Below are 14,850 nucleotides of genomic sequence, written 5' to 3' on the forward strand. Positions count from 1 at the left end.
CGTATGATCAGCATCATTTGCAAAATGAGTTCGATTCGGTATCAATTCATTGATAAAAATAGAGATTATTTATTAAATATCAAAATTTATGACCCAAAAATATTTGATATTATAAATTTATTGTGAATAAATTTTTTCGGAGTATTATTTTTATTATATTTGTATTATATAATATTATAATATTAAGGTGGAGTATCGGCAATCGGCACATAGTGTTATAGATAGGTTCATGAAAATAGTTTGTCTTTTTTCAGGGCTTGCCGTTATCGTATGCACCGGCTGTAATCGGGAAAAGGAACGAAATCTCGAGATATTGGAAAAGGCCGTTTACGAACATTACGGCCATAAGGCTGAAGATAGTCTGAAACTTGTTGCGGCAAAATTCTTGATCAAGAATATGCCGAGACATTTTTCGGTTCGGGATGAGGATTATTTTGGGCAAGTCGCATCGATTGCACAGACAAAGGGCATTTCTTATCCGGACAAAAAGGCTTTGGAGATGTTTGCCTCTTATTACGGAGAGGGAGCGGAGCGGCTTTCGGATGCGGATGCCGTTTCTCCCGCTTTCCTGATCCGGCATATCGACCGGGCTTTTGAACAGCGGGCAAAGTTCCCTTGGTTGCGGGATATCGATGACGAAACTTTTTTTGAGTATTTATTGCCGTATCGGTTTTTGAACGAACCGTTGGATTATTGGAGGGATTCTCTGACGATAGCTCCGCAGGCTTTTTCGGACATGATATCGTGCGATAATTTGAAATATGACCCGGCTGCAGTCGCTTCGCATGTATATACCGATCGGGAATCGGGCGATATGGGAGGATATGCGTATGTGCGACATTTACCGGGGGTGACTGCGGATAAGGGTTGTTACTTTTTTGCCGCTGCCAATTTGTTGCGTTATCGGGCATCGGGGATACCATCGGCGATCGACATCATTCCTGCGTATGCCAACCGGAACGGAGGACATTGCTGGGTATCGGTAATTTCGTCTGACGGGAGATTCGGAAAGTCGGAGATAGACCCGGGCAGGCGGGCTCCTAAGATTTATCGGTATATGTATTCGAGAGCGAACCGTTATGCCGATTACCGTACGAGAGAATATCTTCCCGAGATGTTCGGCAATCCTTTTATTAAGGACGTGACAGATTGTTATCTGAATACGCGGGATGTGACGGTTCCCATTTCGAGAATGTCGGGAGGCAAACTTCCGAATCTCTGTTTCCTTGCGGTTTTTAATGCGGGGCAATGGATACCGGTTGCCGTGGCGGAGAGAAAGATGAAACGAGCGACTTTTGATCGTATGGCGGTCGGGAATGTCTATCTTCCGGTATATTATTGGCGACGAGAACTGAAGGCTTTCAACTATCCGTTTATAGTGAACGAAAGAGATGGTATGGTTTATCTGATTCCCGATCATTCCCGTATCCGGAAAATCAGGATCTCCCGAAAATATCCCTACAACGAAAAGTTGAACGGTTATTGTAAATCGCTCGAAGGGATGGAAATCTGGGGATCGGATGAGCGATCTTTCGATCGAGCCCGGCGACTATGCGTGTTGAAGAAGGGCAGCGGGGATGCGATATTCGATAATAGCGTGAGTTTGTCCGGTAAGTTCCGTTATCTGAAATTGTTGAGCCGCAAACCTGTTGCCGATTTGTCCGAGATTGTTGTATATGATGAAAAAGGACATGCGGTCGGTTGCGTGCCGACAGACTCTTGTTTTAAAAAAAGTACCGATCGTGACCCGTTGACGTATGTCCGCTATGTAAGAGATAATAAGAAAGAAATGGTAATCGATCTGAAAAGTCTTGTCGGGATAACCCGGATCGTATGTGTGCCTCGAAATGACGGAAATTCGGTTTTCCCGGGCTCTGTCTATGAACTGTTTTATTATGGTATGGACGGATGGGAATCGTTGGGGATAAAACGGGCTGAGGATTATAATGTGGAATATGAAGATGTGCCTGCCGGGGCGTTGTATTGGCTGAAGTGTCTTACCGGAGGTGTTGAAGAGAGAATATTTACGTTTACCGATAAAGACGGAATACGTTTTTTTTGAGGACAGAATTAGATAGGCTCTTAGACGGATTCTTAAACGAGTTATGAAATAAAAAATATGTTTTTGTGTAACATTTAAATCGGATTTGCCATGAAAAAGTTTATGATTATTGCCTGTTTGGTGTTGATTGCTTGTTTCGTTTGGGGTATTAATTTGAGGAATGATTCGGGAAAACAGGTCGGGATCGATACCGGTACAGAAGAGGTTGAAGATGCTTCCGAACCGGAGAGTATCGGAATAAATAAAAATTCCGAGTCAGCGGTGCGGTATAATTCGGGACGGCAAAACCGCTCGGTCAGGAATTATCCGGAGGGGCGCAGATATACAACAAACCATGTTTGGGTGCAACCCGAAGGCGATTATTGTTGGGTCGGGATAACCGATTATCTCCAAGAACGTTTGGGAGATATCGTATATGTCTCTGTCTATGGAATCGATGAATATTTTGATAAGAACACTGTATTTGCCACTATAGAATCGATTAGCGAGGTTTGTGATTTGTATATGCCTCTTTCGGGCACGATCTTAGGCGTGAATAATATTTTGAATGATTCTCCGGGTATGTTGAATTCCAATGCTCATGAATATCCGATTATTATGCTGAAACCGGACGATAGTCTGGAATTCGAAGAATTATTGCCAGCCAACGAATATTCTGATTTTATTGATAGTTGGTAAATCGTTTAGAGTTCTTTCTTCAACAGTTCTCGGATTTTCCTACATTTATATATGTGTGAATCTTCATGTGTCCGGCAAGTTCCATAACATGTTCATCTCTATTAATTTTATCAGTCATGTTGCAAGCCAATGGAATATTACGTTTATTATATTAAAATAATATGAGTTTGATATAAAAAGCCAACTAATTCATAATTATATCATTGTGAATTAGTTGGCTAATTTTTATTATTTACTGAATCTACTTAGTCGTTCAGGCTTATTTTCTTTGCTTTACCATCTGAATAGTTCCATCTTCATTATAATACAATCGGTCTACACAAATGGATCTCAACCAATCATGATTAGACAATGCACTATTATGATAGAAAGCAAACCATTCGCCTTTATATTCTACAATAGAGCCATGATTTGTATAACTGTCGGTAGGTTCCATATAGATACCTTGATGTTTCCATGGTCCCAACGGGCTATCACTGATAGCATAACGCATCCGGTTATCACCTTTGACTCCATCATTCATATTTTCATCGTGATTATCCGAGTATGACAGATAATACTTTCCGTTATATTTATGTACCCATGGTGCTTCATGAAAATCTACCAATCCTTCCATTCGGAGCATTTCACCATCCAGTTCCATCATGTTATCTTTAAGCTTTCCGCCTTTACATATACCGCCTCCTCCATGGTATATATAGGCCTGTCCATCATCGTCAATAAATACGCACGGATCGATCAATGAATCCATACCTTTTATATATCCTTGAACTTTAAAATCTCGGTCAGGATACCGACTGGTTGCCACTCCGATTTTCCAGGAGTCATTCCAAGCCGTTTCACTCGGATGCGGGAAATAAAAATAATAAGTTCCATTTTTATAGGCACAATCGGGAGCCCACATGAAACCTCCTTCTTTACGTCCCCAAGCAACCTGAGATGAATTCAGTATCTCTCCATGATCTGTCCAATGTACCATATCATCGGTAGAAAAGACATGATAACGGTCCATCAGATCACATCCCCGTGGAGGATCGATATCGTGGGATGCATAGATATAAAGTCTTCCATCCTCCCATACATGCGCCGAAGGGTCTGCTGTATACATATGCGTAATAAAAGGGTTGGATGCCAAGCTGTCTATACCACTTTTTTCTGTAATCTTATTCTTGACCGACTGGCACGACATCATGCAACCAATAAAGCATAAAGCTCCAATAGTGTGTAAAACTTTCATAAGCAGTTAGTATTAATCATGAAACAAATATCAATGAATTGACGGAGGAACTCACCCTTTTATGCCCCCATTCCTTATTTGGCATATCATATCTTTACGGGATGTTTCACATCCTGTAAAGATCAAACACATTATGAGATATAGAATATTATTCTTCATTATTTCTTTATATTCAAAAGTCAAACAATCAGTTTTAATGCGGACGCTTGGGCAATGTAAATGTCAAGGATTTCTTCCCCTTGAGAATTAACGAAGCCTCTCCTGTCAACCATAAATAGTGATCAGAAGGCATATTGTCCATTCCCACAAATTGAATATTCTTGCCTACCGGTGGATTATCAGTACATTTAAAGATAGCCGTGCCCTCATTCACTTCATCGAACATAGCTATATACAGCATTCTGGCACCGCAGTTTATGGCCGTAGAGATCTGCTGCCAATAAAAACGACCACCTTGGCGGGGTATTGAACCGGATGGTTTAACGTCGTCCGGAAATGCATATCGACTTAAATTATGCCAACTGAATCCGGGTGTAACACAAGGAACGTATTCTATACCGTTCTCCTTACACCATGACATATCACGCAGTATAACATCGCGATAACGATCCATGTCATTATGCAACAAAGGAGTAAATCTTTGTACCATCCAAGGCATAATTAAATCTGCTTCGCGGATAATTTCATGCAAATAAGGATCATGCACACAGTCGGCACCAAGTTCACGCCAATAGGTAGGTACTCCCAACATAATGCTGCATCCTCCATACTCGGGATCATTACATAAAAAATCTATAAAACGTTTCAGGCCGATGTCCCGAATATCGTAAGGTCTGTCAGGAAAACCTACTCCCCAAATTGTAACCAATGGCTTTCCATTATGGAAAATATAAGTATGAGCTCCGTCCTGATTTGTAACTTTTAAAGAATCGACTAAGAATTTCCAGTCTTCAATCAAAGATGAACAATCCTCACCATGAGCTTTCAGCCCTGACAAATCATACATGATGCCGATTGCGCGGTTATACTTGGAAGCTGCTTTAAAGGCATGACTGATAACAGCATTCCCTTTTGTGTTATCTTTACGGGCAGCGTTGAAGAAACGCTGCATGAAGACACCGTCTATTCCATACTCTTTCATCCAACGGAAATGGAGGTCTACAGTACTCTCGTCGGAAGAACAAAAGAATCGTGCAGTAGAACCGTCGGCATGTTTCAGACCTGTTGGATAAGTTTCTGGATATTCGCTTACATCAGGCCACATGTCAATTCGCACATTCTTCTCATCAGGATACATCATCCCTTTTTCCGGTTTATGGAACCATCCTTGATACCCGGCCATAACAAGTCCGTGATAAGACGGATAATTTGTATCTGCTGCATGCTTGGGAGATGCAGACAAACTTAATACAAAACCATTAAATAAAAGGAATATGCTTATCCGGATTCTACATGTCTTGAGACTACAATATTTTTTAGTAACAGAATATATCATCAATCAACTATATTACAGATTTAGAACAATATTGACTATTTATTTTTTAACTTGATTTGTTCTACTGCCTGATCACAAAGACCAAGCAGTAGGACAAATACACGGATTTATCTTGCCGGCCAGGATGACTTCAAAGGAACCTCTCCTCTAAGCATCTTGCGACCTTGCCCGGTGAGCCATAAATAATGGTCTGTCGGAAGCCCATCTTCCACTCCCTGAAATTTAACCTTTAGATCCTTAGCCAACTGACACCATTCATTAGCCCCGGTCACTTCTACCTTAGATTGAGTCATGCGATAACTATTATTTTGATATACAACATAATAATCGTCTTCAGCTTCATTGCTTGGCACATCGCTTTCATTCAAGCATTTGAAAATAGCTGTACCTTCGTCTATTTCATCGAACATGGCAATGTACAACATTTGCGCACCGGACTTGATACAGAAATACATCTGATCCCACAAGAATTGGCCTCCGTAACGCGGATTAATCGAATTATTCGGGTGCATATTACGGTCTGAAGAGCCTGGGAAACATAAAGGAGCATAGGCTACATTATTTTCTTTACACCATGCAATATCTTGCTGAATCAAATTATGGAAGTTAGAATATTCACTTTTCCCATACCTTCCGACAAACCAAGGCATAATCACATCGGCCATTTTGATAAGGTCATGTAGTTTGGCATCTGGTATTGCATCATTTCTTCTTTCTCTCCAATAAGTCGGAACTCCCAACATGATACTGAAACCTTTTTCTTTCAGTCCATTCATCAGTTGCTCTACATCATTCATGTTATAAGGACGATTATCGTTAAATCCGACGCCCCATAATACGATCAGCGGTTTCTCGTTTTCATACAAATAGTATTTCTGTACATTCCTGTCTTTCAATCGATATGTATCCAATATCTCTTGAGCATCGGTCAAAACAGCATCTGCATTACGAGTATTATCAGACATAAATCCTCCCAAATCATACATGACACAAATAGCACGCTGATACTGATTTGACGCTTTCATTGCAGAAGCCAATACTTTATTGAAATGAGCTTTTCCATCAGGATTATTTATAACTTCGCCTACGAATCGCTGCATAAAGACACCATCTAATCCGTAATCTTTCATCCATTTAAAATGTAACATAACGGTAGATTCATCATAAGAGCTGAAGACTGTCGCTTTTTCACCATTGGGAAGAATAAATTTGCCGGGAGTATATTGAGTCTCATACTCACTCATATCTGGCCAGAAATCAATTGAATTTCTCAAGACTCCGGGTTCAAAGCGGTCGTTTTCACGATAATGATACCATGCGGTATTGGAATGGTCACTGTGCGGACACCCGTCACCGGGAGCGCCGAACCAACCTTGATAGCCGGCCATAACCAGCCCGCGATAAGTATTGAAAGGTTCTCCATCTACGTGGGGAGTAAATCCTAAATCATTATAGATTTCAGGATCTGCCGGTTTTTCCGGTTCTTGAATGGCAGGTGGGATATAGTCATCATCTTTGTTACTACAAGAAATACAACACAAGCCTATTACAGCCCAAAGTATGTATAAATTATATTTCAATTTCATAAGCAACTATTCATTTTTTACGTTCGGGAAAAGATTTCTCCTTTCCCGAATCGAACTTTATTAACTTTAATATGTCTATTACTGAGGTACTTCGACCTTTACTATTTCGGTATAGTTATGTTTTTCAAACGAATCCTTAACTTTTGCTCCCATACGAACAAAGTAAATATATCCGCGTTTTACAGGAACAGTAACCTCAAATGGAATAGTTCTGCCATCTCCCTCTTTTTCGATCTTGTCCCATGATTTCATCACATTAACTCTAAAATCATTGGTATTATAATAGTTAATGCAGTTGGATGCTCCACAGAACTGATTTAAGCTCAAATATGGACGGACTTCCATTATTTGTGGCAATCCCTCAGTTATAGGTGCATCCAGACGGCAGGACATCGTAAGATTTTCGCCTTCCAGATTCACTTGAAAATCTATTAACTTCAGATAGGGAGTTACCTCAAAATTCTGAGTTACCGTTTTCTTTCCAATCCCGACACGGATAGTATCACAAGGCCACCAGGCTCCTTCCGGAACGACATCGTATGTTCCGGAAAATAATTTTGAATTATTATATGTACCATCTTGTTTCACAGGAATATCCTGATTTGCAGGATTCAGGCTGAAACTTTTCTCCCAGATACGGACTCTGCATTCACCCTGGTCTGCCAAAATATTCTCGCCTGTAGTGCTATCTATAATACGACCGGTTACATGAGCTTCAGGAGCGTCGAAGTTGTCTACTTTCATGCATGAAGAACTCGCTAACACGGATGCAACAAACAGAATACTATATATTGTCTTTTTCATATTGTGATCGTTTATATAGGTTTGAAATTAATAACCATCATTGCGGATCAAGTTTGGATTCTTTCCGATTTCACCACTTGGAATCTGTTCATAGTACCAACGTTTTTCAAACGTCACTTTACGACCTTCGCGTTCCACTTCATTCAAGAAGATCCACTTATTTTCATCCATCACATAATATGGCAACAATGTATGGGTGTACATACCATTCTGGAACATGATATCCGCAACTCTCCAACGACGTAAGTCGAAAATACGATGGTTCTCATAACATAATTCACGAGCACGTTCATCACGGATATACTGAAGGTTCTCATCAATAGGGAAACCATAAATTTCAGAACCTATATCTTGCGGACTTTCTACCATATCATGGCGATGGGCACCTGCTCTATCACGAATTTCGTTGATATGATCGAATGCTTCTCGTTTTAGATTATTATCATTTTTGATAAGTCCAAGTTCATAAGCGGCTTCTGCCCAATTCAACAGAATCTCTCCGTAACGGAATACTTTCCATGACTGAAAACTTCCATGTAAAACTCTACTCGATGCATCAGCATTATAATTGACATATTTGCGTATAAACGCACCCGTACGAGTATATCCTTCATCACCGGTGCCTTCGGCCAATCCATGCTTCCCGCTTACTTGAACAGATTGTCCGTTAATGACTTGAGTTTCACCGGGACTTGCTGCTCTTACTCTGTAAGTATTAGTATAATCATTAATACTTCCGGGAATTTCAGACTCTCCATCGCTTGCCAAACCCGGGTATTCCTTATATACACCACCCCGTATGTCAAGGCTAACCCCGGAAACAGACTCGGTCATACCGGGGAAAAAGAAATTGGCTCGGCAACGAGCTTCCATCTCGTCTGTATCCCACAATTCATCGACACTATTGAAGCGAATCGGTTTACCTTCTGCATCTTTTATTGCCGGCATTTCATATAAACCTATCATTTCCCAAACCGGTTGTAAAGCACATCCGACATCACTGGCCAGACCTTCACCTCTCGGTAAAATCATAGTATCCCAAGAATGAAACAAGCTCGTGTTCGCCGGAGTAGTCGTCTTGGGACCATACTGTTTAACAAAGATATCTTCTTCATTATCTATCAAGAAAGTTTCAAGATAAGCTTTTTCCTTATCAGACCCGGTATGCAATGTAAAACCGGCTTTTTTCAAGAACACACAAGCATCATAGGCATATTGGAAAAACTCTGCCGCTTTGTCCGACGGGATTCCCATCAATCCTGCAGTAACTGCAGGACCTGTCGTCCCGACATAACCTCCATATTTGGCAATTGTTCCGGCATATAACATCGCTCTTGACATTAATGCCGCTGCAGCATACCGATTTGCTCTACCGATTTCTGCTTTAGATGCAGATGCATTATTCATTGCATATAACAAATCATTGTAGATAAACTTCCAGCAATCGTATTCAGTATCTCTCGGCTGTTGGAGTTCGGCAGTCGGAGCACTTGGGTCCAATACTTTATCTACAATAGGGACTCCTCCATATCTTTTTACGATACCGAAATAGTAGAAAGCGCGTAAGAAACGTGCTTCTCCCATATACGCATTGTAATCTTCATTTGTATAATAACTACGATATTCAGGAAGTTTCTCAATGAAATTATTAATATCGCGGATTCTGTCATAAGGCCAATATCCCCAACCGTCACCGTATGAAGGATCGCGACCGGCAGCTTCTGCTCCAGCAGCGGCCGGGCTACCTTTTTGGGCTTGCCATTTATTACCGGTATGCCAACCTCCTTGATTGACTGTCGCAAAGCCTTTTTCATCACCATTTTGTTTATAATTGAAGTCTTCAATAGGCAAATCTTGGTATATAAGGGCCATATATTTCTTTATACCATTGTCAGACTGAAACAAAACATTTTCGTATAACAATCCTTTTGGTTCCAGCTCCAGATCATTACAAGAAGTAATCGAGACTCCCAAAGCGGCTAATATAAATAAATATTTAAAAGTTTTCATATGCTATTCCTTTGATTAGAATTTAATAGTCGCACCAATATTAAATGTACGATTTACAGGATAATTATAGTAAAGGATACCACTGCTACTACCACTATTACTTCCCCCTTGATATCCGGGTCGTTCAGGGTCGATATTATCCAATCCGCTAAAGGTTAACAAGTTATATGCATTTACATATACTCTCAGATTTTTTACTCCGATCTTATTCATCCATACTTTAGGGAAAGTATAGCCGAGTTCGAGTGTTTTCAGACGTATATAAGATGTATTGTGTATACCTGTCGAACCTGTGTTAAAGCTATGTCCCGTAGCCGGATACAATCCTTCTACCCATTGAGTATTAGGATTCCACGGATCATCATTGACATTTACTGTATGCCAACGGTCCTTATACATGTCAAGGACTGCACCACCGTTGAATGGTCCGACTTCTGTAAACACTTCATTATACGAATTATATACACCTGCAGCACCTTGCCAATTCATTGATAGGTCAATGCCTTTCCATGATGCTCCCATAGAAATACCATAGTTGAAAACCGGCAGATTAAATGTGGCTACAGGATGTCTGTCCGCATCATTTACGATACCGTCTTCATTCCAGTCTTTATACCAATAGTCACCCGGCAATGTTCCTTGGTTATAATTCGCACCGGTCGTTCCATGATATCGAATTTCTTCATAACTTGTAAAGCGCCCGCCTTCTTCGTATGTAAACCAAATATCCTTATTACGTCCTGATACATCGGAACGGTACCAATTCTCCATCGAGTTACCGGCTTGACTGTCCAAGTGATAATCCCAACGATTCTTAGTTGCTGAAATCTGAGTATTTACCCAATAATCGATATTTGCTACACGGTTATGGTGTCCCAAACTGATTTCCCAACCGAAAGTTTCGTCACTATTGATATTTTCTTGAGGCATAGAGGCTCCCACAGTACCTGGAATAACAGCCGATGACGTAGCTAACAAGCCTTCACGTTTACGTTTAAATAATTCCAATGTACCGGTAAGTTTCTGACTCCATAAGTCAAAATCCAATCCCAAATTATATGTTTTAGCTGTATACCATGTCAGTTTCGGATTAGGGATCGATGTTGCAGAAACACCTGCCATAAATTTCCCATTATAAAAATAACCTATCTGATCTTTATTGATATTATAGGCAATTTGCGTCTGAGGATATGTATTTGCACCGCTGTCATCTCCCATTTCACCATAAGATGCACGGAGCTTTAAATTGGTCAAGAATGACACCGCCTCTTTTATAAAATGTTCCTCGCTTATTCGCCAACCGGCAGATATCGCAGGGAAGAATCCCCAACGAGATTCTTTAGGGAAACTTGATGTTCCGTCGTAACGGAAAGAAAAATCAACCATGTATCGACCTTTATAGTCATAATTGAATTTACCAACCAGAGCCTTTCTGGTCTTATCACCGGCACCGGACATTGAACCGACCTGTTCTTCATCTTCACCATAAATCAGATAATCTCCATCAAGCATCATCACACGCTGAGCATAAAAATTATCCCAATTATCATATTGTTCCTCGAACAAAAGCATACCGCTTACATTATGATCACCGAACTTATTCGCATAATTCAAAGAAAGTTGCAGTACGGTTCCATATCTTGGATCCGTATTTCTACGCAAATAACTGTCACTATTTCTAATGAATGATTGTAATTCGCCATCTCCCCCTCTATTATACAGTTTATAAGTACGACGATATTCTGTATTATTCGTTGTATAATAATCATAACTGTAGAATGCTTTTGCAGACAAACCTTTAACGCCAGGTATATCATAGTTCAAAGCTAATGATCCATTAAAATTGTACCGCTTTTCTCTACGATAGCCGGTAAATTCGCTATTTGTTGCAGCCACCGGATTTTCACTGTCCAACATTTCATCATCATACGCTGGCAGACTGTGGTCACCGTCAACCCATGCAGACGATGTAGGTCTGAATGTCCATGCCTTCTTATATACTGCCCAAATATCAGTAAACGGTTGATTCTTTTCATCTATATAACCACTCAAAGCAACGGTAGCTTTCAAACGGTTAGTGATCTTTGCATCTATATTTGAACGGAAATTCCATCTATCGTAATTCAAAGAACCGCTTTTATATGAACCTTCCTGTTTCAAATAGCCCAAGTTGAAGAAGTACTTGATCCTGTCCGAGCCACCATCCATACTGATATTATATTGTTCCTGAGGTACATTGCTGTCAAACAACTCGTTTGTCCAATTTGTACTCTGTTTTTTCCCTGTACTATATTCCATCATCTGCTCCCAAGTATATTTGGGAGTTGTGCGGATAGGATAGTTTCCGTCGAATGAATTATAGCCTTTCTCATTGATAAGGAGCATATGATCTACTGCACTTGCTGTTTCCGGGACATATAAGAATTGTTGCCATCCGTAATTTGCAGAAAATGTAATGTTAAACTTGCCATCGGAGCTATCACCGTGTTTTGTAGTCACCAAAATAACACCGTTTGCAGCTCGGATACCATAAATAGCAGCTGATGCATCTTTCAAAACAGATACGCTTTCTATCTCATTGGCATCCATACGTGAAAAATATGCCTTATCTCTTGGAATTCCATCAACAACAATTAATGGCTCTCCCATACCACGAATATCAATGGTGTTATCAAACTCACCGGGTTGAGAACTATTTTGAGAAATTCTGACTCCCGGAATTTTACCGGTAAGCATATTGACAACGTTCTCATTCTTGGTAACTGTAATTTCTTTATTGGTTACGGCAGATACGGCACCTGTTAAAGTAGCTTTTTTTTGAACTCCATATCCTACCACTACCACTTCATCCAAAGTCTTGGTATCCTCTTTCAAAATGACCTTAATATTTCGTTTATTACCGACAGAAATTACGGCATCTAAATAACCGATAAACGATATGGTAAGTTTCTCATTATTTGAGACATTTATATCAAACTCTCCATTAAGGCCTGTTACAGTACCTCGAGTACTACCATCCACTCTCACATTGGCCCCGATAACCGGTTCACCAGAAGTGTCTAAGACGACACCATGTAGAGCTCTATTCTGAGCGAAAGAAGGAAGCGATGAACAGAAAAGAAATAGTATCATCATAGTTTTCCATAAATATGGGCTTCCTATTATTAGTCTTTTATGTTTCATGTTTTAGATTCTTAAAGAATTAGACGAATAATATTAAATTATTCTTTAGGAGCCGGCATTGTAGCACCTTCTGGAGCCAAACGACGATTAAAGAAGAATAATCCGAATTGGTCTGCTTCACCTATCTTCTTGACTCCATAAGCATATTCATATCCTGCACCTACACCGATACGGAAGCCATAGCCTGTATATGTTTCAGGAAGGGTGATGACACCTGTCTGTTCATCAATCTTAAAATTCCAAGATGAAACCGGATCATAGAAAGTTGTCGGATTATTGATATATTCACTATAAGAGCCTAACCAGAGATCATAATCATATCCTTCTCCTCCGGCATAAGATTTACCATTTGTCCCGATGTATTTACCATCTTCTACGGCCAATGTTTCAGGAACATAAATTGCAAATCCGCGATAGAACCAATAAATCCCACGAGATTTCGCAGCATATTCTGCGCCCAAATCTCCTAAAACTAATTTAGTTCCGTCGCAATAAATAATGTTATCCTCATTAGGAGTAGAAATAGCGATACTTGACCATTTTGCAAAGAAGTCATCTTTTCCGCTATGAATTATTGTATAATCACTTTCATAGTTAGTAAATGTAGCTTGAATATCAATAGTTTGTGCTCCTAATGACAGCGATTTTTCACGACCTCCCCATTCTGCTTCAGCTTGTTTTAAACCTGCATTAAAATCAACATCAGCCAATTCATCAATAATTTTCAAATAAATTTTGGCCTTTACTACATCATTGGATACTATATTAAACAAGAATCCAGGACGATCTTGATTGGAATTAAAACTTGTTCCCGGTCTTTCGGCAAATGCCCATGTTCCATCTTTCTGCAAACTGTTTGCCAACAGAGTATATTTATTCTGCGCATCACCGACAGGCTGCTGATCTATACCTGCAATTCTAAATTCTGCATTTTCCGGTAATTGAGAGAAGAAGGCCTTAAAATTCAAATTTTTTAATAGAGTAACACCGTTTACAGTCATTTCACTATAATTTTCGTCCAAACTGGCAGGGTTATATTCTGATTTTATTTCATAACCACCGATTTGTTCACCGATAAAAGAAAAATCCTCGGCAATATGCACATTGAAATAATTAGATCCTATGACTGTTCCACGCATATTCATTTGCAGAGAGATTGCATAATGATTTCCGGCCTCAACGTTTAAAGCTTTAAGAGGAACAGAAATGAATCCGTTATCCAAAGTTGCCTGACCATTTACTTTAAACTGCTCACCATCTCCTGCACGGGTTACCGCATGTGATTCGGCAATAGAGAATTCAGCACCATCCAGACTATTTAATGAAGGTCTTACTAAAAATTTTACGACCGCACCGTCATTTCCGATTTCTACGATACCATCCAATGTTTCAGGGACATATACCAATGAACTTACAGATGCTCCTAAAGGAAGGATATATTCTTGACCATCTATTGTTATAACTGCATTGGTATCTGTTACTACAACAGAGATATTAGAACCTCCTCCTGCCTGGTTCTTAATTTCAATAGTCTGCCCATTACTTAAAGTAATGTTCCAACTTCCGTCGTCTTTTTGTTCTACCTTCGTTATACTAGCACCTGTAACAAGAGCATTCTGCAATTGAGACTTAATATCATCAATGGCAATTTCTACCACAGACATTCGAGATTTTAATTCATCAACATCATCGTTACACGAAGTAAAACCATTACAAGAAAGGATAATTGTTCCTAATAGGAACGCATTTAAAATGTGTTTATTCATACATGATTAAATTTATAAATGAAAAAAAT

9 protein-coding genes are annotated in these 14,850 nt (G+C 39.8%); 2 read left to right on the top strand and 7 right to left on the bottom strand.

Features of this window, described 5'->3' with window-relative positions:
* Positions 1-229: 229 nt before the first annotated feature.
* Positions 230-2,062: a hypothetical protein gene (locus AC1WHX_RS05230; protein ID WP_481228937.1), complete on the top strand. Its 1,833-nt coding sequence runs from the start codon at positions 230-232 to the stop codon at positions 2,060-2,062.
* A gap of 90 nt (positions 2,063-2,152) precedes the next feature.
* Positions 2,153-2,740, top strand: a complete 588-nt coding sequence (locus AC1WHX_RS05235; protein WP_122337727.1) for a glycine cleavage system protein H — start codon at positions 2,153-2,155, stop codon at positions 2,738-2,740.
* Positions 2,741-2,999: 259 nt separating this feature from the next.
* Here AC1WHX_RS05235 and AC1WHX_RS05240 read toward each other — a convergent pair whose 3' ends face one another.
* The 7 genes from AC1WHX_RS05240 to AC1WHX_RS05270 all read right to left on the bottom strand — a co-directional run bounded on the left by AC1WHX_RS05240 (position 3,000) and on the right by AC1WHX_RS05270 (position 14,821).
* On the bottom strand, positions 3,000-3,977 hold the full coding sequence (locus AC1WHX_RS05240; RefSeq protein WP_009318208.1) for a family 43 glycosylhydrolase: 978 nt from the start codon (positions 3,975-3,977) through the stop codon (positions 3,000-3,002).
* Between the two features lie 193 nt (positions 3,978-4,170).
* Entirely contained in the window at positions 4,171-5,472 is a 1,302-nt protein-coding gene (locus AC1WHX_RS05245) for a glycoside hydrolase family 99 protein (RefSeq protein WP_031258140.1), read from the bottom strand.
* 107 nt (positions 5,473-5,579) lie between these two features.
* Positions 5,580-7,058, bottom strand: a complete 1,479-nt coding sequence (locus tag AC1WHX_RS05250) for a glycoside hydrolase family 99 protein (RefSeq protein ID WP_122337728.1) — start codon at positions 7,056-7,058, stop codon at positions 5,580-5,582.
* A 78-nt stretch (positions 7,059-7,136) separates the two neighbouring features.
* Positions 7,137-7,862, bottom strand: coding sequence for a DUF3823 domain-containing protein (locus tag AC1WHX_RS05255; protein WP_009318205.1), 726 nt, complete (start codon positions 7,860-7,862; stop codon positions 7,137-7,139).
* A gap of 27 nt (positions 7,863-7,889) precedes the next feature.
* Complete coding sequence (locus AC1WHX_RS05260; RefSeq protein WP_122337729.1) at positions 7,890-9,872, bottom strand: RagB/SusD family nutrient uptake outer membrane protein; 1,983 nt, start codon at positions 9,870-9,872, stop codon at positions 7,890-7,892.
* A gap of 15 nt (positions 9,873-9,887) precedes the next feature.
* Positions 9,888-13,055, bottom strand: coding sequence for a SusC/RagA family TonB-linked outer membrane protein (locus tag AC1WHX_RS05265; RefSeq protein WP_122337730.1), 3,168 nt, complete (start codon positions 13,053-13,055; stop codon positions 9,888-9,890).
* Between the two features lie 38 nt (positions 13,056-13,093).
* Positions 13,094-14,821: a PL29 family lyase N-terminal domain-containing protein gene (locus AC1WHX_RS05270; RefSeq protein ID WP_122303854.1), complete on the bottom strand. Its 1,728-nt coding sequence runs from the start codon at positions 14,819-14,821 to the stop codon at positions 13,094-13,096.
* Positions 14,822-14,850: the final 29 nt, after the last annotated feature.

The organism is Coprobacter sp., assembly GCF_982436375.1.

What these genes read in the sequence shown, in the direction of transcription:
- AC1WHX_RS05230 (WP_481228937.1), top strand. Translation starts at nt 230, where the DNA reads ATGAAAATAGTTTGTCTTTTTTCAGGGCTTGCCGTTATCGTATGCACC.
- AC1WHX_RS05235 (WP_122337727.1), top strand. Translation starts at nt 2,153, where the DNA reads ATGAAAAAGTTTATGATTATTGCCTGTTTGGTGTTGATTGCTTGTTTC.
- AC1WHX_RS05240 (WP_009318208.1), bottom strand. Translation starts at nt 3,977, where the DNA reads ATGAAAGTTTTACACACTATTGGAGCTTTATGCTTTATTGGTTGCATG.
- AC1WHX_RS05245 (WP_031258140.1), bottom strand. Translation starts at nt 5,472, where the DNA reads ATGATATATTCTGTTACTAAAAAATATTGTAGTCTCAAGACATGTAGA.
- AC1WHX_RS05250 (WP_122337728.1), bottom strand. Translation starts at nt 7,058, where the DNA reads ATGAAATTGAAATATAATTTATACATACTTTGGGCTGTAATAGGCTTG.
- AC1WHX_RS05255 (WP_009318205.1), bottom strand. Translation starts at nt 7,862, where the DNA reads ATGAAAAAGACAATATATAGTATTCTGTTTGTTGCATCCGTGTTAGCG.
- AC1WHX_RS05260 (WP_122337729.1), bottom strand. Translation starts at nt 9,872, where the DNA reads ATGAAAACTTTTAAATATTTATTTATATTAGCCGCTTTGGGAGTCTCG.
- AC1WHX_RS05265 (WP_122337730.1), bottom strand. Translation starts at nt 13,055, where the DNA reads ATGAAACATAAAAGACTAATAATAGGAAGCCCATATTTATGGAAAACT.
- AC1WHX_RS05270 (WP_122303854.1), bottom strand. Translation starts at nt 14,821, where the DNA reads ATGAATAAACACATTTTAAATGCGTTCCTATTAGGAACAATTATCCTT.